The sequence below is a fragment of the Lysobacter oryzae DSM 21044 genome (assembly GCF_059568595.1).
Map to the genome: position 1 here is coordinate 38,296 of NZ_JCANTQ010000011.1, position 20,306 is coordinate 58,601.

The following is a 20,306-nucleotide window of genomic DNA, read 5'->3' on the forward strand; positions in this document are numbered from 1 at the left end:
GGGCTGCGCGTCGGGTGTTGGATGGATGGATCAGGAAAAGCCGGGGCTAGCTGTTGCCTTCGGCGCGCCGTCGTCGGAATTCCAGCGCGGGCAGGCCGCCCCAACCCCAGTTCTCGGTGGCGACCTCCTCGAGCACGACGAAGGTCGATTCCAGCGGCTTGTTGAGGACGCGCAGCATCAGTTCGCTCGCGCCCTTGATCAGTTCGGCCTTCTCCTCGTCGGTGACGCGGTCACGGCCGGGCGCGGTTCCCTCGCGGGTGAATTGGATGGTGACGATGGGCATGGGAGTACTCCTCGGGAGCGGCATGGCCGCCGCATCAATGACCGGCGCTCTGGCCGCCGTCGACGTGCAGGATCTCGCCGGTGACGAAGCCGGCCGTGTCGAGGTACAGGACGGCCTGGACGATGTCGGCGATATCACCCATCCGGGCCACCGGGTGCAGCGCGGCGAGGAAGTCATGGGTTTCCGGCGGATGCATCGGCGTCTTGACGATGCCGGGGGAGACCGCGTTCACGCGGATGCCGCGCTTGGCGTATTCGATGGCCAGGGACTTGGTGGCGGAATTGATCCCGCCCTTGGTGAGGTTGGCGAGCACGGAGGGCACGCCGTCGACCGCGTGGTCGGCCAGCGTGGTGGTGATGCTCACCACGTGGCCGCTGCCCTGCTTCTCCATCTCCGCCAGCGCGGCCTGGGTGACGTTGAAGAAGCCGCCGACGTTGACGGCGATGGCGCTGGCGTAGTCGTCGGCGGTGTACTGGGTGAACGGCTTGGCGATGAAGACGCCGGCGTTGTTGACGAGGGTATCGATGCGGCCGAACTTGGCCACGCCCTCGCGGACGATGCGCGCGGCGACAGCCGGATCGGCGATGTCGCCGGCCACGGCGAGGACATCGGGATCGTTCGACGGCTTGATCGAACGCGAATTGGCGACCACGCGGTAACCGCGATCGCGGAAGGCCTGCACGAGGCCGGCGCCGATGCCCTGGGACGCGCCGGTGACGATGGCGACTTTGCTGGAAGTGTTCATGGATAGGCTCGAAGGATTGGGGGGGAAGCGTCGGGCGATCCCGACGCGGACCAATCTAGGAGCCCATGGACGGCTTGCGAATCCACGCCGTCAGGCAGACATTCTTCCGCAAAGCGGTGGAATCTGCCCTTGGCCTAGGCGCGCAGGCGGGCGAACACGGCCCGCAGCCGCGGCAGGGCGAAGTCGACGAACGCTCGCACCTTCGGCACCGCCAGACGCCCCTGCGGCGAGACCAGGTGCACGGGAATCGGCTTGGGCTCGGCATGCGCAAGCACGATGCGCAACGCATCCTGTTCGAGCTGCGACGCGACGTGGTACGACAGCATGCGCGCGACACCGTGGCCTTCCACGACCGAGGCGATTGCGGCGTGCACGTTGTTCACCACCAGGCGTGGCGTGAACGCCACCGTCCTGGGAATCTGCGCGCCGTCGTCGGCGGGCGGGAAGCTCCACGACTCCATGCCCATGTGCGCGGTGGTGACGATCTGGTGCTTGGCGAGGTCGCCGATATCGTCGATGCGCGGATGCGTCGCCAGGTAGCGCGGCGCGGCGACGACGATGCGCCGCACTTCCCCCACCGCGTGCGCGACCAGGGTGGAATCGGCGAGATGGGTGATGCGCAGGGCCAGGTCCATGCCCTCGTCGATCAGGTTCACCGCGCGCTCGAGCAGGTGCATGCGCACGTGCACGGTCGGATGCTCGTCCATGAAGGCATCGACGATCGGCCGCAACACCTCCACGCCCGCGTACACCGTGGAGGTGATGGTCAGCGTGCCGCGCGGCACGGAGCGTTCACCGGCCGCCTCGCGTTCGGCCTGCTCGAGTTCCGCCAGCACGCGGCGCGCGGCGGCGGCATAGCGCTCGCCTGCCTCGCTCAACTTGATCGAACGCGTCGTACGGTGAAGCAACGGCACCCCGACGCGGTCTTCGAGGAACGCCACGGCGCGACTCACCGCCGCCGCGGAGCGGCCGGTGCGCCGGCTCGCGCCGGCAAGGCTGCCCTCATCGAGCGCGGCGATGAAGATCTTCATGGCCTCGAAGCGGTCCATCGGACTAGCTGCCGGGCTTGGCTGTTTCCGCGGCGACGAAGGCGAGTTCGCGTACGTTCGCGGCGTCGTGCTCGTGCAGCACGATGCTGATGGTGGCCGGGTCCGCACCGAGCGTGCGGGTGGTCGCCTCGACGAGCCCATCGATCAGTCGCCGCTTGCCTTCGGGCGACAGCGGCCTGGACAGATGGCATTGGATCAGTGGCATGCCGACGCTCCTCAGGATTCCGGGGCAGCTACGCCGAATTCCGGCAGGTGCTGCGCGTTCTCGACCAGGTTGATGCCGGGGTTCTCGTGCAGGATCAGGTGGATGTTCTCGCGCGGCTCGCCGGTCGCCTCGCTGACGACGTCGAGCACTGCCGCGGCATACGCCCGCTTCAGTTCGTCCGAGCGGCCTCGGCGCATGTCGATGGTGAGAATGGCCATGGGTACATTCCTTCGTTTCGTTGTTGGGAAAACGTGCGGATGCACGCTGGCAAGCACAGGCGAAGGCACGCGTGGATCGTACTCCGATGCGCTTACCCGGTCCGCCGCGCATTGCGGCGGATCATTTGCGGCGGCTGCCCGAAGGCGCGCAGGAACGCGCGCCGCATGCGCTCGGGATCGGCGAAGCCGGTTTCGACGGCCACCTCGTCCATCGTGTTGCGGCTCTGCTCGATCATCACGCGCGCCGCCTCCACGCGGAGTTGTTCGACCGCCTTCGCGGGCGACTGCCCGGTCTCCGAGCGGAACGCGCGGCTGAACTGGCGCGGGCTCAGATGGGCAGCCTCCGCCAGCGCCTCGACGGTGAGCGGCGATCGCAGGTTCTTGCGCGCATAGGCGAGCGCGCCCTGGATGCGATCGGACTTCGGATCCAGTTCCAGCAGCGCCGAGTGCTGCGATTGCCCACCGGCGCGGCGATGATGCACGACCAGCTGCCGCGCGACGCCGCGCGATAGCTCGGCGCCGAAGTCCTTCTCGATCATCCCCAGCGCCAAGTCCACGCCCGCGCTCATGCCCGCCGACGTCCACACGTTGCCGTCGATGATGAAGATGCGGTCCTCTTCCACATGCGAATCGGGGAAGCGCTTCTGCAGTTCCCGCGCGTAGAACCAGTGCGTCGTGACCCGTCGGCCATCAAGCAGTCCGGCTTCACCCAGCAGGAAGGCCCCGGTGCAGACCGACGCGATGCGCCGGCTGGTGTCGGCGGCCTTGCGCAACTGCTTCAGCAGGCCCGGCGAGGTCGGCGCCGGACGGAGCAATCCGGCGACGATCAGCGTGTCGACGCGCTGGCGCGGCAATGCGCGCGTTTCCAGCGGAACGCCGAAGGAAGCGGGCACCGGACCGCCCTGCTCCGACAACAGCTTGATGCCGTACAGGGCTTCGCCCGCGACGACATTGGCGAATTCGAAGGCCGAGGCCGCCGCGAGCGCCATGATCTGGAAGCCGGGTGGCAGGGTGAAGCCGACAATGAGCATGGCCGCTCCTGGGCATGTCCGTAATCGAGGTATATACGACATTTCGGCCATCCGCAAGGAGGCCTACATTGCGTCCCGCCACCGGCACCCGCCGGCTATCGGAACCCACCAAATGAACACCCGCCTTCATAAGGGCACTGCCCTGGTCACCGGCGCATCCTCGGGCATCGGCGCCGTCTATGCGGACCGCCTCGCCCGTTCGGGTCATGACCTCATCCTGGTCGCCCGCCGCGCCGACAAGCTGCGCCAGCTCGCCACGGAGCTAACCACCCGCACCGGCCGTTCGGTCGAGACCATTGCCGCCGACCTGACAGATCCATCCGACCTCGCCCGCGTCGAGGCCGTGTTGCGCGGCGACGCCAGCATCACCGTGCTAATCAACAGCGCCGGCGTCGGCGCCACCGCCCCACTGCTGCTGTCCGACGTCGCCGAGATGGAGCGCATGGTCGCGCTCAACGTGAACGTGCCGATGCGCCTGGCGTACGCCGCCGCACCCGCATTCGTGGCCCGCGGCGCCGGCACCATCGTCAACATCGCCTCGATCGTCGCGATCGCGCCGGAGGTCCTCAACGGCGTGTATGGCGGCAGCAAGGCGTTCGTCCTCGCGTTCTCGCAGTCGCTGCAGCACGAACTCGCAGGAAAGGGCGTGCGCGTGCAGGCCGTGCTGCCCGGCGCGACCGCCACCGACTTCTGGGACCACGCGGGCACGCCGGTGGAGCACCTGCCGCGGGAAATCGTCATGTCCGCCGAGGACATGGTCGATGCGGCGCTCGCCGGCCTCGCCCAGGGCGAAGTCGTCACGATCCCGTCGCTGCCCGAGGTCGCCGATTGGGACGCGTTCGAAAACGCGCGCCGTGGCCTCACGCCGAAGCTGTCGCTCGCGACACCTGCAGCGCGCTATGCCGCAAGCACCGCGCAGGGAGCGTGATTGCCCGAGGCGTCATGAGCGCCGGCGCCCGCTGCGCTCGCCGCGACGTCCCTGCGCCGGTGATGCAGTGCTGCTGGCAACCGCATTCCAGCCCGAGCACACCGCCTGACTGCAAGCAGTCGCCTGCTCTATCGGAGGTCCGATGAAATCCCTGAAGCAAATTGCCCTGGCACTCTCCCTCGCCGCGACAACCGCCATGAGCGCATGCGCCCACGAGCCTACCCCGCGGGCACCGCGAGCGGAGGTCGGATTCGTGCAGATCGACCCGCAGCTCGCGCTGCGGAGGATGGTGCTGCGCAATCCCCACGCACAGGGCACGGTGCTGCTGCTGCATGGCTTCCCCGAGACCTTGCAGGCCTGGCAGGACATCGCGCCGGCGCTGGCGCGCGACTACGAGGTGCATGCATTCGACTGGCCTGGCTTCGGCCTCTCCTCGCGACCGAGCGCCGGCGTGTTCGGCTACGCCCCCGCGGACTACGCGCGCGTACTGAAGGCCTACATCGACAAGAGCGGGATCGACCCTTCCGCATTGACCATCTACGCGACGGACATCGGCGCGCTACCCGCCCTACTAGCGGCCCTGGAGGATCCGGGTATCGCCAGGACCATCATCGTCGGTGACTTCGCGCCATTGGACCGCCCCGGCTACATGTACGAAAGCCTGCGCATGCTGAAGGACCCGGCGACCTCGACGGCAGCGCGTGCGTACCTCAACCAGAATCGGGACGACATCCTCGAGAACATCTTCGGCCGGGGCCTGCCGCCGGAAGCGCAGTTCGACGTTTCCCGGGGGCTCAAGGACGACATGGCCCGCGGCTGGTCGCACGGCGGAATGACATCCGCGGACGCGTTCTACCACTACTACGCGAAGTTCACCCGCGACCAGAAGTACTTCGAGGCCCACCTGGATCGGCTGGCCACCCCGGTCCGGATCGTCTGGGGCGACAAGGACCTGTACATCGACAAGCAGATGGGGATCGAGTTGGCCGCCAAGGCCCATGCGGAGATCACCGTGCTTCCGGGGATCGGGCATTTCCCGCACCTCCAGGCGCCGGACCGCACCATCGCGGAAATCCGCTCGACCCTGCAGAAGCCTTGAACCGGCCGCGACCGCCGCCCCCGTAAACTGGCGCCATGAGCACCTACTTCTCCGACGCCAGCTTCAAGTTCCTGCGCGCCCTTGCGCGCCACAACGAGCGCGAGTGGTTCCACGCGCACAAGGCCGACTACGACGCGCATGTGCGCGAACCGTTCCAGCGCCTGCTGGCGGACTTACAGCCTGCATTGCTTGGGGTGAGCGAGCATTACCGTTCCGAACCCAAGGGCAATGGCGGCTCATTGTTCCGCATCCATCGCGACACCCGTTTCTCCAACGACAAGGCGCCGTACAAGAACTGGCAGGGCGCGCGCCTGTTCCACGCGCGCAGCAAGCAGGTGGAAGCGCCGGCGTTCTACCTGCACCTGCAGCCGGGCAACTGCTTCGTCGCGGCGGGCGTGTGGCATCCGCAGCCGGAGACGCTGCGGCGCATCCGCCACTTCATCGTCGACAACCCCGGCAGCTGGAAGTCCGCCGCGCATGCCGCCGCCTTCCGCAAGCGCTTCGACCTCGACGACGACGAAATGCTGACGCGCATGCCGCGCGGCTTTCCCGCCGACTTCGAGTTCGCCGACGACCTGCGGCGGCGCAACTTCGCCGCGTTCCGTCCGATCGATGACGCGACCATGACCGGGCCCAGGCTGCGCAAGACGCTCGAGGGCGATATCGCGGGGCTGGGTCCCTTCGTCGATTACCTCTGCGCGGCGCTCGACCTCGAGTTCTGATTCCCCCGCCTTCCAAACTGTGACGCGGCGCGCGCGGGATGCCGCGTCGCCGCAAGACATACCCGTACGTACGGGTATGCTCGCCCGCGATGCGCACGCCCCCCACCCGGCACCCCGGACTGGCGCAGAAGCAGGACCTTCCGCGGTGACGCCGACGGCCGAGCCGCTGCAGTCGAGGGAATGAACATGCGAAATCTGCTTTGCGGCCTGCTCCTGGCCGCCGCGGTACCGTGCGCGTCCGCCGCCGATGTCACCGGCGTGGCCTTCGTCCATGGAACCGGCTCCCAGACCAACGCCTACCAGGACTACTGGCAACCGGCGATGGTCGACTCGGTCCGCCAGGGCCTGGCCAACACCGGCAACTACGTCGTCATCAACTGCGACTTCACCCAGTACATGTGGGACAGCCGCGCCGCCGGCTGCCTGGCGGGCCAGCTGGGCACCTTCATCAGCAGCAAGGGCATCACCCGACTCATCGTCATCACGCATTCCAACGGCGGCAACGTGATGCGCTGGATCCTGTCGAACCCGACCTACGACAGCCGCTACCCCAACATCATCAACAAGATCGTCCGCGTCAACGCGCTGGCGCCCTCCTCCGCCGGCACGCCGCTGGCCGATGCGGTGATCAACGGCAACGTGTTCGAAACCTCGCTGGGCTGGCTGCTCGGCTACAAGTCCGATGCGGTGCGCCAGCAGCAGGTCAGCTGGATGGCCTACTACAACGCCAACAACCTCTACGGCACCAGCGGCCGTCCTGCCCTGCCGAAGCTCTTCCGCAGCGTGGTCGGCACGGACGTGGATTCGGCGATCTGGGACCCGGACAGCTACTGCGGCGGCTACACGGAGAACGTCGGGCTGGAAACGACGCAGAACTGGCTCGACAGCTGCTCCGATGGATTCCTCAACTGCAGCAGCCAGTCGGCCGCGGGCAGCGTGTGGTTCCAGGACAAGAGCCGCACCGCCGGGGCCGAGCCGCTGAGCCACAACCAGAGCCGCCGCGCGTGCTTCACGCTCGACACCATCCTCCGCAACGATCTCAAGCTCTGAGGCCCAGCCATGCGCATGAACATCAATGCCGCGCTGGTCGCGGCCTGTTTCGCCACGCTTCCGATGGCCGCCCCCGCGGCGCAACCCCTGCTCCCGCCCGGCCGCAACGACCAGGTGCCGGCGCAGCTGGTTTCCTTGCCAGCACCCGCGGGCCAGATCGAACGGGCGCCGGTGTCGTACTCCTGGGCGCTGGATCCGGCCGCGCCACTCGAGCCGCCGCCCCCCCATGTCGCCGAGAGTCGCGAGTACTGGCAGACCGTCGACGACGCCGAGCTGCGCTCCGGCGTGCAGGTGACCACGTCCGCACCCGGCGCCGTGATCCGCATCAGTCCGGCACGCGGCTCCGCAGCGATCGACGCCAGTGCGGTCCGCATGGTCGGCAAAGGCAGGGCTGCGCGCCTGGAACAGGCCGCCGACGCGGCGGCGCTGCAGGCCGCCGGCATGGACGTCGACGCCGGCACCGCCGTGGTCAAGCTGGCGCGCGAGAACGGAGCGGGCGCGTATTCGCTGAGCGTTCCCACTGCGCGCGGCCGCTACGTCGTCCACGTGTTCGAACCCGAGAGCGACCTGGTGCTGACGGCAAGCACCGATCGCCCGCACGTGCTGGGCGGCGAAACCATCACCCTTGCGGTGGACCTGTCGCGCGGCGGCCGCTCCGTACCGGTCCAGGCCGAGGGCCTGCTGGTGGCGCCCGATGGCAGCAGCCGGCACATCGCCGTGGTGCGCGGGCAGGACGGAGCGCTCACCGCCAGGGTGCGGTTGCCCACGCAGGCGAGCGCATCGCCCGGGCTGTGGGAGCTGCAGGTATTCGCCAGCGGCGAGGGCACGTCGCGGGACGCACGCACCGCGTTTGGCGTTGCCGCTCCCACCGCGAGGCTCGGCGAGGACCTCACCGTCGATGCTTCGCGGCTGCGCGTGGACATACCGATGGAGACCGCGTCACCGGGTCGCTACGAGGTACGCGGCACTCTCTATGCGACGGCGGCGGACGGCTCGATGGCGCCGGTGTCCCAGGCCCATTCGGCGGCGTGGTTCGAACGCGGCAAGGGCACGCTGGTGCTCGCGTTCGATCCCGCGCACGTGCCGTTTGGCTATGGCGCGCCGTACGAGGTCAGGCAACTGGAGTTGAACGACCAGAGCCGCCTGGCGCCGCTCGAAAGCCGCGCTCGCGCTGCGCGCTTCTAGGCAAACTGTTCCGGATTGCGAATCCGTGCGGAAGACCAAGCGGGGCCGGAGTGATCCGGCCCCTTTTCGCTGACGGGTATGCTGGAGGCACGTCCCCGCGGAGCAGGTGCATGAAGAAGTGGCTGGCCCTGATCGTCGTCGCGCTGGTGCTGTCGCTCGGCTGGCTGGCAGCGGGCCCCTTCATCGCCATCAATGGCATCCGCGGCGCGGTGCAGCAGCAGGATGCCGCCAAGCTGTCGGAGTACGTCGACTTCGCCGCGGTGCGCACCAGCCTGAAACAGCAGGTCGACGACTACGTGGTGCGCCGCGCCGGCGCGGACGTGCAATCGAACCTGCTCGGCGCGATCGCGTTGCGGCTGGCCAGCGGCGCCACCGACGGAATCGTCGATGCGATGGCGACGCCCGCAGGACTCGCGGCGGTCATGGAAGGCCGCAACTTCTGGCATCGCCTGGGCGGGAGCCGGTCCAATGGCGATGACAGCTACGCCACGGCGCCGCCACGCGATCCGCTCGAAGGCGCGAAATACCGCTACGAATCCCTGTCCCGTTTCACCGCCACGGTGCGCAACGCCGACGGGGAGCCCGTGGTTTTCGTACTCAGCCGGCAAGGCATCGCGTGGAAGGTCACCGAAGTGCGCCTGCCCTTCGCGCCGCAACCGACGGGCGGGCCGTGATCTTTACGCCCGCGTAATCGCCTCTGGCGCATTTTCCGCGAGGCGCCCGTGGCGGGATCCGCCCCAGGCACACGCAGGCACGCCCCGGGCGGGATGCCCCGATGGCGAGAAGCGCTGACGCGCCTCATGCCTCCATCCGACACGCGGCATGCACGGGCCAGGAGGCACGCTGCAGCTGCAGGAATGCTGCCATCGACGCATCATGAAAATCGCTCTCGTCGCTCCCCTCTACGAAGCCGTTCCGCCGAAGCTGTACGGGGGTACCGAACGCATCGTCGCCTACCTGGCCGACTCGCTCGCGGACCTGGGCCATGACACCACGCTGTTCGCCACCGCCGACGCGATTACCCGCGCCACGCTGGTGCCGGTGCGCGACCAGGCCATCCGGCTCGATCCGGCGCCATTGAAATCGGATCTCGCCGCGCACCTGGCGATGCTGCATGAAGTGCGGCGGCGGGCGCACGAATTCGACGTACTGCACTTCCATGTCGACCTGCTGCATTTTCCAATGTTCGAGGACATGGCCGATCGCACCGTCACCACCTTGCACGGCCGCCTCGACCTCAAGGACCTGCCGGAGGCGTACTGGCGCTGGCCGCAGTTCCCGCTGGTATCGATCTCCGACCACCAGCGCCGCCCGCTGCGGTTCGCGCGGTGGCTGGGCACGGTGCCGCATGGATTGCCCACCTCGCTGCTGCCCTATTCCGCCGCGCCCGAGGGAGGCGGTTACCTGGCCTTCCTGGGGCGCATATCGCCGGAAAAGCGCCCGGACCGCGCCATCGCGATCGCCAAGCGCAGCGGCATTCCGCTGAAGATCGCGGCCAAGGTCGATCCCGCCGATCGCGCCTATTTCACCCATGAGATCCGTCCGCTGCTCGACGATCCGCTGGTCGAATACATCGGCGAGATCAACGATGCCGACAAGGCGCGCTTCCTCGGCAATGCGCGCGCATTGCTGTTCCCGATCGACTGGCCCGAACCCTTCGGCCTGGTGATGATCGAGGCCATGGCCTGCGGCACGCCGGTCATCGCGTGGCCCTGCGGCTCGGTTCCGGAGGTGCTCGACGAAGGCATCACCGGACGGGTCGTGCAGGACGAGGAGGAAGCGGCGGCCGCAGTAGCGGAAGTCGCCACGTACGACCGGCGGCGGATCCGCAACGTGTTCGAACGGCGCTTCTCCGCGGAAGCGATGGCCCACCACTACGTCGACCTGTACCACCGGCTGTTGCGCGAACGCGACGCCGGCGAACTGCTGACGGCCTGAGCATGGAGCCCATCGCCAGCAACACGCTGTCCACGACCTATGTCCTCAAGGATGGCGACAGCTTCATCGTCGCCGATGCCGCCGGTGACATCGAAGGCGGCAGCGACGGCTTCTTCCACAACGACACGCGCCTGCTCTCGCGCTTCTGCCTGCGCCTGGGCGAGTCGCAACCCGCGCTGCTGAGCGCCAACGTCAGTCGCGACAACGTCATGTTCGTCGCCCACCTCACCAACCGGCCGCTGCCCCCGCTCGGCGGCAGTCCGGCGGCCCAGGGCGTGATCCACATCCAGCGCGAACGCTTCCTGCGCAACGACCGCCTGTACGAACGCATCCTCTGCGTGAACTACGGACAGGCGCCGGTCCGGCTGCCCCTGCGCCTGACGTTCGCCGCCGATTTCCGCGACATGTTCGAGGTCCGCGGCAGCGTGCGCCCGGCACGCGGCGAATTGCTCGCACCGCAGGCTGAGGCCAGCGCGGTGCAGTTCCGCTACCAGGGCCTCGACCAGACCACCCGGAATTCGGTGCTGTCGTTCTCGCGCGAGCCTTCGCACGTGGACGGCGGCGCGGAATTCCTGCTCGACCTGCGCCCGGGCATGCGCGAGGAGCTGTACCTGGAATGCGGCATCGCGGCGGCGGAGGCGCCCTCACCGCAGCGCTTCCGCGACGGTGCGGTGCAGGCCCGCGCGACGATGCGCAGCCGGCAGCGGCGCAGCGGACAGATCCACAGCGGTGGCCCGCTGTTCGATGCGTGGATGGACAAGTCGCGCGCCGACCTCGCGTTGCTGACCAGCGAGCTGGAAACCGGCCCTTATCCCTACGCCGGCATTCCGTGGTTCTCGACGCCGTTCGGCCGCGACGCGGTGATCACGGCGTTGCAGACGTTGTGGCTGGACCCCAGCATCGCCCGCGGCGTGCTGGCCTTCCTGGCGCATCACCAGGCGCAGGAGGAATCGGCCTTCCTCGACGCGGCCCCCGGCAAGATCATGCACGAGACGCGCAAGGGCGAAATGGCCGCGATGCGCGAGTTGCCGTTCGGGCGCTATTACGGCGGCGTCGACACCACGCCGCTGTTCGTCACCCTGGCCGGCGCCTACGCCGACCGCAGCGGCGACCTCGCCTTCATCGAACGCCTCTGGCCCGCCCTGCACGCCGCGACGGCCTGGATCGAGCGCGTCTGCGACGCGAACGCCGCGGGCTTCCTCGACTACGCACGGGCCTCCTCGACCGGACTGGCGAACCAGGGCTGGAAGGACAGCGAGGACTCGGTCTTCCACGCCGATGGTCGCTTCCCGCCCGGTCCCATCGCATTGGTCGAGGTGCAGGGCTATGCGTTCGCCGCGTTCCGCGCGATGGCGGTGCTGGCCAAGCGTCGCAACGACGTCGACGCCGCGATGCACTGGCAGGAGCGTTCCGAGCGCATCCGCGCAGCAGTCGAGGAACGCTTCTGGATGAGCGATGCCGGCTACTACGGGATCGCCGTGGACGGCGACGGCGAACTGTGCCGCGTGCGTGCCAGCAATCCCGGCCACCTGCTCTTCGCCGGCCTGCCCGACCCGGAACGTGCCGCGCACGTGGCGGCCAACCTGCTGACGCCGGCGTTCCATACCGGCTGGGGCCTGCGCACGCTCGCCTCCGACGAGGTGCGCTACAACCCGATGTCGTACCACAACGGCTCGGTGTGGCCGCACGATACCGCGCTGTGCGCCGCGGGCATCGCGCGCTACGGCGATCGCGCGGCGGCGGTGCGGCTGCTGCGCGGGATGTTCGAGGCGGCCGTGCATTTCGACCTGCGGTTGCCGGAGCTGTTCTGCGGGTTCCCGCGCGCGCAGGGCTCGACGCCGGTGGCCTACCCGGTGGCCTGCCTGCCGCAGGCGTGGGCGGCCGGATCGGCCTTCATGCTGCTGCAGGCGTGCCTGGGGCTGGAAATCGACGGCTGGCGCGGCGAGATCCGGGTGGAGCGGCCGATGCTGCCGCCGGGAATCGATCACGTGACGGTACGCCGCATCGCGGTGGGCGACCACCGCGTCGACGTGGTGTTCCAACGCCAGGGCGACCGCGTCGCCACGCACCTGGAGGGCCGCGACGCGGCGGTGGTGCCACTGCGATTCGTGGGTTGATCCGGCCCGCGGTCGTCGCAGCGCAAGCTTGCAGGCGCTGGCGCGGCGTCGAGCGTCTCGTCAGATCTGCATCGTCATGCGCGCGACCGGAACCGTGATGCCCTCTGGCAGATCGAGTTCGAACCGCTGCGATACAGCGAAGCCACAGGCGAGGTACAAGGGCTCTCCGGCCAAGGTCGAAACCAACTCCAGCGTGCCGAAGCCGGCGCGACGCGCTGCCGCGATGCACGCGTCCATGAGCTGGCGCCCCAGGCCCCGTCGCGCCATGCCCGGATCCACGAAGAACGCGCGGATGCGCGCCGATTCCCCGCGCGGATCCAGCAGCGGATCGGGACCCGACTTCGCCTGGTCGCCGCCGAACAGCGTGCGCCGCATGCTCCAGCCGCCGCAGGCGACGATGCGCTGGCCGTCGTCGACGACGAAATAGGTCTGGTCATCGATCAGCTGCGTGTCGACGCCGAACACGTGGCGCGTGATCGCGTCCGCCTGTGCGGGCGTGTAGAAGCCCTCGCTCAAGCTCCGGCCCGAAACCGCGATGAGCGCCTGCAGCTCGGGGATGTCGGCATGCCGCGCGAGGCGAAGGTCCGGCATCAGGCAGCTCCCCTCGGCATCGCTAGGGATTGGCGACGCCGTGGGGCACATGTCCGGCGGCGACGTGGTCGCGCGCCGAGACGATGTTGTGCTCGGAGTCGTCAAAGAAGATGTCGGCGCCGAACGCCTCCAGGAACGGCCCCTTGGCGCGCCCGCCCAGGAACAGCGCCTCGTCCAGGCGGACGCCCCAGTCGCGCAGGGTGCGGATGACGCGCTCGTGCGCGGGCACCGACCGCGCCGTCACCAGTGCGGTGCGGATCGGCGAGGCGGGTCCGGTCGGGAATGCGGCCTGCAACCGGTGCAGCGCGTCGAGAAAGCCGCGGAACGGACCGCCCGAGAGCGGCTCGCCCGCATGCGCGCGTTCGTGCGCGGCGAACGCCGCCAGTCCACCTGCGCGCGAGACCCGTTCGCCCTCGTCGTCGAAGATCACCGCGTCCCCGTCGAACGCGATGCGCAGTTGATCATGGCGCTGCTGCGGTGCCTTGGCCGGCAGCAACGTGGCCGCGGCCACACCGGCGGCGAGCGCGTTGCGCACGTCCTCGGCGTGGGTCGACAAGAACAGGTCGGCGCCGAACGGGCGGATGTAGGGAAACGGCGCCGCGCCATTGCTGAAGGCCGCGCGCCTGATCGCCAGGCCATGGTGCGCGATCGAGTTGAAGATGCGCAGGCCGGTGTCGGCGGAATTCCGCGAAATCAGGATGACTTCCACCCGCGGCGCCTCGGCCGGAGCGCCCTCGTTCAACGCGAGCAGCTTGCGCACCAGCGGGAAGGCGATGCCGGGTTCGAGGATGTCGTCCTCGTGCGTGCGCTGGAAGTCGGCGTAGGCGTCGATTCCCTCGCGCTCGAACAGCGCGTGGCTGTCCTCCATGTCGAACAGGGTGCGCGAGGAGATCGCTACGATCAGCGGATTGGCGTCACGGTCGGGCATGCCGCCATTGTGCCCCGATGCCGTCTCCCAGGGTGAGCCGTGCCGTCCATGGCGCCAATTCATCAACTCCGGATCGCCCGGCCCGGCCATCCATGGCCGGGCGTTCGCGAGCGCAGCCGATGCCGATAGGGCATCGGCTCAACGCGCTCGCTCACCCGCTGGTGAACTGCTCCGCGAGGATCCGCTCCTCGAGGTTGTGTTCGGGATCGAACAGCAGGGTCACCGTGCGATCGCGGGACTCACGGATGGTGACCTCGACGATGTCGCGCACCTCATGCGAATCGGCGGTGGCGCTGACCGGCCGCTTGAACGGATCGACCACGCGGAAGCGCACCTCCGTATCGGCCTTCAGTACCGCCCCGCGCCAGCGTCGCGGCCGGAATGCCGCGATCGGCGTCAGCGCGATCACGTTGGCGCCCAGCGGCAGGATCGGGCCGTGCGCGGAGAAGTTGTAGGCGGTGCTGCCCGCGGGGGTGGCGACCAGAACGCCGTCGCAGATGAGTTCGTCCAGGCGCGTCTGCCCATTGAGGTCGATGGACAGATGCGCAGCCTGCCGCGTCTGCCGCAGCAGCGACACTTCGTTGTAGGCCAACGATCCCACGGTGGCGCCGGACTCGGTCTGCGCGACCATCTCCAGCGGCCGCAACATCGCGGGCTCGGCGGCGTGGATGCGTTCGATCAGGTCCTCGCTGCGCTGGTGGTTCATCATGAAGCCCACCGTACCCAGCTTCATGCCGTACACGGGCTTGGCCAGCCCGGCATGCCGATGCAGCGTCTGCAGCATGAACCCGTCGCCACCGAGGGCGACCAGGACATCGGCTTCGTCCGGCGCATGGTCGCCGTAGCGCGCGGTCATCTGCGCCAGCGCGCGTTGCGCCTCTTCGGCGGGACTGGCGAGGAAGGCAAGGCGTGGCGTCGCGGTCATCGGCGGCTCCGTTGCGATGTACCGGAGGATAACGCGCAGGCGTGACGAGGCAACCATTCGTCCGCACCAAGCCGCTGCCATCCGTGGCGAGCCAGACTGGGCTTCGCCCTGCCCGGCCATCCACGGCCGGGCGTTCGCGAACCCAGCCGATGCCGAAAGGCGGCATCGGCTAGGCGTGTCGGTTCATCCCCGCGAGGCCAACTGCGAGAGCCGTTGCACGGCCACAGATACCGTCGGGTAGTCCAGCGTCTTCTGCGCGGCCAGCTCATTGAGCATCGACAGGGTGAACCGCAGCGAGGCATCGTCGCGCTGCAACCAGGCCTGCACCTTGGCCTCGGCGTTGGCGCCCGGCATCGACAGTACCTGCTGCACCAGCGCACGCTGCTGCGTGGCCAGCTCTTCGCGCAGGACGCCACGCGCGACCGCATGCCAGCGGCCGTCGACGGCGAGGTTGTCGATCTGCGCGCTCAGCCACGGCAGGTTAAGCGCTTCGCCGAGACGGAAGTGGACCTTGGCGACGTCGACGACCTTGAGCTTGCGCTCGCGGGCGATTTCGATGACGTCGCAGGCCGGTTCCATGTGCGGCAACGCGGCAAGCTGCAGGGCGAGATCGTTGGGAACGCCCTTCGCCTTCCATTCGCGCAACGCCGCCTCGTAGCCGGGACGCTGCAGCGGACCGAGGATGTTCTCGCCGGCGCGGATGTCCTTGTAGCCGTCGAAGTAGCGGTTCACCGCGGTGGCGATGTCGGGGATCGCACCGGGGCGCGACAGCAGCCAGCGGGTGAACGAGCGCTGCAGGTTCCAGATCACCTGCAGGGCATCGATCTGCACCGACTCGTGCACCTTGCCGTCGAGGGCGTCGATCTGTGCCCACAGTGCGCGTGCATCGAGCGTCTCGCGGGTGATGGTGAAGGCCTTGGCCACTTCGCCCGGCGTGCGGCCGCTGTCCTCGGTCATGCGCAGGGTGAAGGTGGCGCCCATGCGGTTGACCATCGAGTTGGTCACCGCGGTGGCGATGATCTCGCGCTTCAGGCGGTGGCCTTCCATCGCCTTGGCGTACTTCTCCTGCAGCGGCTTGGGGAAGTAACGGACCAGTTCCTTCGACAGGTACGGGTCTTCCGGCACGTCGGACTCGGCCAGCTGCTGGAACAGCACGATCTTCGAGTACGACAGCAGGATCGCCAGTTCCGGACGGGTCAGGCCGAGGCCGCGCGACTTGCGATCGACCAGTTCGGCGTCGGTCGGCAGGTATTCGATCTGGCGATCGAGCAGGCCTTGGGATTCCAGCGTGGTGATGAAGTGGCGCTTGGAGCCCATGCGCGACACGCTCATCCGCTCCATCAGGCTGATCGCCTGGTTCTGGCGGTAGTTGTCGGCGAGCACGAGCTGGGCGACCTCATCGGTCATCGAGGCCAGCAGCTTGTTGCGGGCGTCGAAGGTCAGCTTCTTCTTCTGCACCTCGCCGTTGAGCAGGATCTTGATGTTGACCTCGTGGTCCGAGGTGTCCACGCCGGCGGAGTTGTCGATGAAGTCGGTGTTGAGCAGCACGCCGTGCATGGCGGCCTCGACGCGGCCCAACTGGGTCAGGCCGAGATTGCCGCCCTCGCCCACCACCTTGCAGCGCAGTTCGCGACCGTCGACGCGCAGGGCGTTGTTGGCGCGGTCGCCGACCTGCTGGTGGGTCTCGCTGGTGGCCTTGACGTAGGTACCGATGCCGCCGTTCCACAGCAGGTCGACTGGCGCCTTGAGGATCGCGTTCATCAGCTCGTTCGGGCTGAGCGCGGTCACGCCGGCCTCGAGGCCCAGGGCCACGCGCACCTCGGCCGAGACCGGGATCGACTTGGCCGAGCGCGGGTACACGCCGCCGCCCTTGCTGATCAGCTTCTTGTCGTAGTCCTCCCACGACGAGCGCGGCAGCTTGAACATGCGGTCGCGTTCCTTGAACGAGACCGCGGCGTCCGGGTTCGGGTCGAGGAAGATGTGGCGATGGTCGAACGCCGCCAGCAGGCGGATGTGCTTCGACAGCAGCATGCCATTGCCGAACACGTCGCCCGACATGTCGCCGACGCCGACGCAGGTGAAGTCCTCCTTCTGGCAGTCGCGGCCCATGGCGCGGAAGTGGCGCTTGACCGACTCCCAGCCACCGCGCGCGGTGATGCCCATGCCCTTGTGGTCGTAACCGACCGAGCCGCCCGAGGCGAACGCGTCGTCGAGCCAGAACTTGTGCGCGGCGGCGATGCCGTTGGCGATGTCGGAGAACGTCGCCGTGCCCTTGTCGGCCGCAACGACCAGGTACGGATCGTCGCCGTCATGGCGCACGACATTGGCCGGATGGACGATCTTGCCGTCGGGCGCGATGTTGTCGGTGATGTCGAGCAGACCGTTGATGAAGCGCTTGTAGCAGGCCACGCCCTCGTTGAACCACGCGTCGCGGTCGACGCCCGGGTTCGGCAGCTGCTTGCAGTAGAAGCCGCCCTTCGAGCCGACCGGCACGATGACGGTGTTCTTCACCATCTGCGCCTTCACCAGACCCAGCACTTCGGTGCGGAAGTCCTCGCGGCGGTCCGACCAGCGCAGGCCACCACGCGCGACCGGGCCGAAGCGCAGGTGCACGCCTTCCACGCGCGGCCCGTACACGAAGATCTCGCGGTACGGGCGCGGCTTGGGCAGGTCCGGCACCTTGCTGGAATCGAACTTGAAGCTGACGTAGTCGGCCGGACCGCCGTCCTTGCGCAGGCCGTCGGCGTACTGGATGTAGTAGCTGGTACGCAGCGTCGCGTCGATGACGCCGAGGAAGCTGCGGAAGATGCGGTCCTCGTCGAGGCTGGCGACGCGGTCGAGCAGCGCCTTGAACGCGGCGCGGGTGATGTCGACCTGCGCATCGCGCTTGCCGGTGCGCGCTTCGACCACCGGGGAAACCGCGGCCATCAGCGCGGCATCGTCGCCGGCGAGCGCGGCCAGCTGGGCCTGGAAACGCTCCATGCCTGCCTTGATCTCGGCCTTGCTCTCGCTGCCGGTGCACGGATCGAACTTGGCTTCGAAGACTTCCACCAGCAGGCGCGCCAGGATCGGGTAGCGCGCGAACGTCGCTTCGACATAGCTCTGCGAGAACGGCACGCCAACCTGCAGCAGGTACTTGCAGTAGCCGCGCAGCATCGCGACCTGGCGCCACGACAGGCTGGCGCCGAGAATCAGGCGGTTGAAGCCGTCGTTCTCGGCATTGCCGCGCCAGATGTGCGCGAAGGCGTCCTCGAAGTTCGCGTCGAGGTTGGCCAGGTCGAGCTCGGTACCGGTGGTCTCGACCTCGAAGTCCTGGACGTAGAGCACCTGGCCGTCGACGGTCATCCGGTAGGGATGCTCGGAAATCACGCGCAGGCCCATGTTCTCCATCATCGGCAGCGCATCCGACAGCGGGATGTCGTCGTTCTGGCGGTAGAACTTGAAGCGCAGGCCGCCGGTGCCCTTATGGGTGCGGTGCAGGCTCAGGCGCAGGTCGTCCGGGCCGGTCAGCGCGGCGAGGTTGGCGATGTCCTGCGCGGCGACTTCGGCGCCGACCTCCTCGATGTAACCCGCCGGCAGGGCGCGGCCGTATAGGTTCGACAGGACGAGGCCTTCGTGCTCGCCGTGGCGCGCCACCAGCTGTTCGCGCAGGTCGTCCTGGCGGTTGCGGATGATCTGGGCCAACGCCGTTTCGATGGCGGCGTTGTCGACCTCGACCACGTCGCCCGACTTGGGGCGGATGACCAGGTGCAGTTGCGCCAGCGGCGATTCGCTCAGCTGGACATTGGTGTCGACGAACTCGCCGTGCAGCATGTCCTTGAGCATCGCCTCGATGCGCAGGCGCACGTCGGTGTTGAACCGGTCGCGCGGGATGTAGACCAGGCCGGAGAAGAAGCGGCCGTAGCGGTCGCGGCGCAGGAACAGCTTGCTGCGCACGCGCTCCTGCAGGCCGAGGATCCCGGTCGTGGTGCGCAGCAGCTCGGGACCGGTGGCCTGGAACAGCTCGTCGCGCGGCAGGGTTTCCAGGATGTGGCGCAGCGCCTTGCCGCTGTGGCTGTTGGGCGCGAGGCCCGACTGCTGCATCACGAAGTCATGGCGCTGGCGCACCAGCGGGATGTCCCACGGGCGGCGGTTGTAGGCACTGGAGGTGTACAGGCCGACGAAGCGCTTCTCGCCCACGGCCTTGCCCTTGGCGTCGAAATCCAGCACGCCGATGTAATCCATGTAACCCGGGCGGTGCACCGTCGAGCGGGCATTGGTCTTGGTCAGGATCAGCGCCTCCGCGCCGACCTTGCGGTTGACGCTGTGCGCCGGCAGCGACTTCACCGAACGCGGACGGCCCGCGTCGTGGCCGCGCATCAGCCCCAGGCCGGTGCCGTCCACTGCGCGCAGGACTTCGTCGTCCCCCTGCTTCACCACTTCGTACTCGCGGTAGCCGAGGAAGGTGAAGTGGTTGTCCGCGGCCCAGCGCAGGAACTCCTGCGACTCGTGGCGGGCATCCTCGTCCGCCGGGAACTTGCGCGTGCCCATGTCGTCCGCGACCTGCTGCATGCGCTCGCGCATCTGCGCCCAGTCACGCACGATCGCGCGCACGTCGGCCAGCGCGGACTCGATCGCCTTCTTGATCCGGGGCATCGCGTCCGTGGCCTGGCGATCGATCTCCAGGTGCATGAGCGACTCGGGCGTGCCATCGCCCACGGCCACGAGCTTGCCGCCCTTGTCGCGCAGGAAGGTCACGACCGGATGGCCCAGCACGTGCACGCCGATGCCCTGCTCGGCCAGCGCCATGGTCACGGTGTCGACCAGGAACGGCATGTCGTCGTTGGCGATCTGCAGCACCGTGTGCGCCGATTCCCAGCCGTGGCTCTTGATCGTCGAATTGAACAAGCGCACCAGCGCCGTACCCGGCTTGCGCGCGCGGGCGAAGTCGAGGAAGTCCACCGCCAGCGCGGCCCAGCCGTCGGCGCTGTGCTGGGGCAATTCGTCCTCGCTCATGCGGCGGTAGAACGCGTTGATGAAGGCCTCGCCCTCGGCATGGCGCGCCTTGGGCAGGCGCTTGCGCATGGCGGCAAGGATGGGCTCGAGCGAAACGGCCTGGCTCTCGTTGGCGGGCGCCTGCTTGGCGGCGACAGGGTTGGCGGTCGCCTTGCTGGCGGCCTTGCGCGGAGCTTTGGGTGCGGTGCTCATGGGAACGTGGGAATCCGTCCTGAAGATGGGTTAGTGCAAATACGTAAGTGGCGGGGCAAAGCAATCAGGCCCGCGGTGTCGCCGCGGGCCCTGGGGGAAACTGCT

At 68.4% G+C, this 20,306-nt stretch carries 18 protein-coding genes; 8 read left to right on the forward strand and 10 right to left on the reverse strand.

Annotated features, from left to right (window positions below):
- Window positions 1–46: 46 nt before the first annotated feature.
- From BP05_RS08490 to BP05_RS08515, 6 genes are all read right to left on the reverse strand, one after another.
- Complete coding sequence (locus tag BP05_RS08490; RefSeq protein WP_496362424.1) at window positions 47–283, reverse strand: tautomerase family protein; 237 nt, start codon at window positions 281–283, stop codon at window positions 47–49.
- 34 nt (window positions 284–317) lie between these two features.
- Complete coding sequence (locus BP05_RS08495) at window positions 318–1,028, reverse strand: SDR family NAD(P)-dependent oxidoreductase (protein WP_496362426.1); 711 nt, start codon at window positions 1,026–1,028, stop codon at window positions 318–320.
- 134 nt (window positions 1,029–1,162) lie between these two features.
- Window positions 1,163–2,077, reverse strand: coding sequence for a LysR family transcriptional regulator (locus BP05_RS08500; protein WP_496362428.1), 915 nt, complete (start codon window positions 2,075–2,077; stop codon window positions 1,163–1,165).
- Between the two features lie 4 nt (window positions 2,078–2,081).
- Window positions 2,082–2,282, reverse strand: coding sequence for a tautomerase family protein (locus BP05_RS08505; protein ID WP_496362430.1), 201 nt, complete (start codon window positions 2,280–2,282; stop codon window positions 2,082–2,084).
- A gap of 11 nt (window positions 2,283–2,293) precedes the next feature.
- Window positions 2,294–2,500: a tautomerase family protein gene (locus BP05_RS08510; protein WP_496362432.1), complete on the reverse strand. Its 207-nt coding sequence runs from the start codon at window positions 2,498–2,500 to the stop codon at window positions 2,294–2,296.
- A 92-nt stretch (window positions 2,501–2,592) separates the two neighbouring features.
- Complete coding sequence (locus BP05_RS08515; RefSeq protein ID WP_496362434.1) at window positions 2,593–3,531, reverse strand: GlxA family transcriptional regulator; 939 nt, start codon at window positions 3,529–3,531, stop codon at window positions 2,593–2,595.
- Between the two features lie 112 nt (window positions 3,532–3,643).
- Here BP05_RS08515 and BP05_RS08520 point away from each other — a divergent pair, with 112 nt between their 5' ends.
- The 8 genes from BP05_RS08520 (at window position 3,644) to BP05_RS08555 (ending at window position 12,570) form a co-directional block, all read left to right on the forward strand.
- A complete protein-coding gene (locus BP05_RS08520) occupies window positions 3,644–4,459 on the forward strand; it encodes an SDR family NAD(P)-dependent oxidoreductase (RefSeq protein WP_496362436.1) in 816 nt (271 codons plus the stop codon).
- Between the two features lie 253 nt (window positions 4,460–4,712).
- The gene (locus tag BP05_RS08525; RefSeq protein WP_496362438.1) at window positions 4,713–5,558 is read left to right on the forward strand and encodes an alpha/beta fold hydrolase; all 846 of its coding nucleotides are present in this window, start codon (window positions 4,713–4,715) and stop codon (window positions 5,556–5,558) included.
- Window positions 5,559–5,593: 35 nt separating this feature from the next.
- The gene (locus tag BP05_RS08530; protein WP_496362440.1) at window positions 5,594–6,280 is read left to right on the forward strand and encodes a DUF2461 domain-containing protein; all 687 of its coding nucleotides are present in this window, start codon (window positions 5,594–5,596) and stop codon (window positions 6,278–6,280) included.
- 186 nt (window positions 6,281–6,466) lie between these two features.
- Window positions 6,467–7,330, forward strand: coding sequence for a hypothetical protein (locus BP05_RS08535; protein ID WP_496362442.1), 864 nt, complete (start codon window positions 6,467–6,469; stop codon window positions 7,328–7,330).
- 15 nt (window positions 7,331–7,345) lie between these two features.
- On the forward strand, window positions 7,346–8,515 hold the full coding sequence (locus tag BP05_RS08540; RefSeq protein WP_496362444.1) for a DUF4785 domain-containing protein: 1,170 nt from the start codon (window positions 7,346–7,348) through the stop codon (window positions 8,513–8,515).
- Between the two features lie 110 nt (window positions 8,516–8,625).
- On the forward strand, window positions 8,626–9,189 hold the full coding sequence (locus BP05_RS08545; RefSeq protein ID WP_496362446.1) for a DUF2939 domain-containing protein: 564 nt from the start codon (window positions 8,626–8,628) through the stop codon (window positions 9,187–9,189).
- A gap of 202 nt (window positions 9,190–9,391) precedes the next feature.
- Window positions 9,392–10,453: a glycosyltransferase family 4 protein gene (locus BP05_RS08550; protein ID WP_496362448.1), complete on the forward strand. Its 1,062-nt coding sequence runs from the start codon at window positions 9,392–9,394 to the stop codon at window positions 10,451–10,453.
- A gap of 2 nt (window positions 10,454–10,455) precedes the next feature.
- Entirely contained in the window at window positions 10,456–12,570 is a 2,115-nt protein-coding gene (locus BP05_RS08555; protein ID WP_496362450.1) for an amylo-alpha-1,6-glucosidase, read from the forward strand.
- 60 nt (window positions 12,571–12,630) lie between these two features.
- Here the strand turns inward: BP05_RS08555 and BP05_RS08560 are convergent, their stop codons facing one another.
- The 4 genes from BP05_RS08560 to BP05_RS08575 all read right to left on the reverse strand — a co-directional run bounded on the left by BP05_RS08560 (window position 12,631) and on the right by BP05_RS08575 (window position 20,201).
- Window positions 12,631–13,161, reverse strand: coding sequence for a GNAT family N-acetyltransferase (locus tag BP05_RS08560; RefSeq protein WP_496362452.1), 531 nt, complete (start codon window positions 13,159–13,161; stop codon window positions 12,631–12,633).
- Window positions 13,162–13,183: 22 nt separating this feature from the next.
- A complete protein-coding gene (locus BP05_RS08565) occupies window positions 13,184–14,089 on the reverse strand; it encodes a 5'-nucleotidase (RefSeq protein ID WP_496362454.1) in 906 nt (301 codons plus the stop codon).
- A 151-nt stretch (window positions 14,090–14,240) separates the two neighbouring features.
- A complete protein-coding gene (locus BP05_RS08570) occupies window positions 14,241–15,014 on the reverse strand; it encodes an NAD kinase (RefSeq protein WP_496362456.1) in 774 nt (257 codons plus the stop codon).
- Between the two features lie 183 nt (window positions 15,015–15,197).
- Window positions 15,198–20,201 carry an NAD-glutamate dehydrogenase gene (locus BP05_RS08575; protein WP_496362458.1) on the reverse strand — a complete coding sequence of 1,668 codons (5,004 nt, stop codon included), beginning with the start codon at window positions 20,199–20,201 and terminating at the stop codon, window positions 15,198–15,200.
- Between the last annotated feature and the right edge of the window lie 105 nt (window positions 20,202–20,306).

What these genes read in the sequence shown, in the direction of transcription:
- BP05_RS08490 (WP_496362424.1), bottom strand. Translation starts at nt 283, where the DNA reads ATGCCCATCGTCACCATCCAATTCACCCGCGAGGGAACCGCGCCCGGC.
- BP05_RS08495 (WP_496362426.1), bottom strand. Translation starts at nt 1,028, where the DNA reads ATGAACACTTCCAGCAAAGTCGCCATCGTCACCGGCGCGTCCCAGGGC.
- BP05_RS08500 (WP_496362428.1), bottom strand. Translation starts at nt 2,077, where the DNA reads ATGGACCGCTTCGAGGCCATGAAGATCTTCATCGCCGCGCTCGATGAG.
- BP05_RS08505 (WP_496362430.1), bottom strand. Translation starts at nt 2,282, where the DNA reads ATGCCACTGATCCAATGCCATCTGTCCAGGCCGCTGTCGCCCGAAGGC.
- BP05_RS08510 (WP_496362432.1), bottom strand. Translation starts at nt 2,500, where the DNA reads ATGGCCATTCTCACCATCGACATGCGCCGAGGCCGCTCGGACGAACTG.
- BP05_RS08515 (WP_496362434.1), bottom strand. Translation starts at nt 3,531, where the DNA reads ATGCTCATTGTCGGCTTCACCCTGCCACCCGGCTTCCAGATCATGGCG.
- BP05_RS08520 (WP_496362436.1), top strand. Translation starts at nt 3,644, where the DNA reads ATGAACACCCGCCTTCATAAGGGCACTGCCCTGGTCACCGGCGCATCC.
- BP05_RS08530 (WP_496362440.1), top strand. Translation starts at nt 5,594, where the DNA reads ATGAGCACCTACTTCTCCGACGCCAGCTTCAAGTTCCTGCGCGCCCTT.
- BP05_RS08535 (WP_496362442.1), top strand. Translation starts at nt 6,467, where the DNA reads ATGCGAAATCTGCTTTGCGGCCTGCTCCTGGCCGCCGCGGTACCGTGC.
- BP05_RS08540 (WP_496362444.1), top strand. Translation starts at nt 7,346, where the DNA reads ATGAACATCAATGCCGCGCTGGTCGCGGCCTGTTTCGCCACGCTTCCG.
- BP05_RS08545 (WP_496362446.1), top strand. Translation starts at nt 8,626, where the DNA reads ATGAAGAAGTGGCTGGCCCTGATCGTCGTCGCGCTGGTGCTGTCGCTC.
- BP05_RS08550 (WP_496362448.1), top strand. Translation starts at nt 9,392, where the DNA reads ATGAAAATCGCTCTCGTCGCTCCCCTCTACGAAGCCGTTCCGCCGAAG.
- BP05_RS08555 (WP_496362450.1), top strand. Translation starts at nt 10,456, where the DNA reads ATGGAGCCCATCGCCAGCAACACGCTGTCCACGACCTATGTCCTCAAG.
- BP05_RS08560 (WP_496362452.1), bottom strand. Translation starts at nt 13,161, where the DNA reads ATGCCGGACCTTCGCCTCGCGCGGCATGCCGACATCCCCGAGCTGCAG.
- BP05_RS08565 (WP_496362454.1), bottom strand. Translation starts at nt 14,089, where the DNA reads ATGCCCGACCGTGACGCCAATCCGCTGATCGTAGCGATCTCCTCGCGC.
- BP05_RS08570 (WP_496362456.1), bottom strand. Translation starts at nt 15,014, where the DNA reads ATGACCGCGACGCCACGCCTTGCCTTCCTCGCCAGTCCCGCCGAAGAG.
- BP05_RS08575 (WP_496362458.1), bottom strand. Translation starts at nt 20,201, where the DNA reads ATGAGCACCGCACCCAAAGCTCCGCGCAAGGCCGCCAGCAAGGCGACC.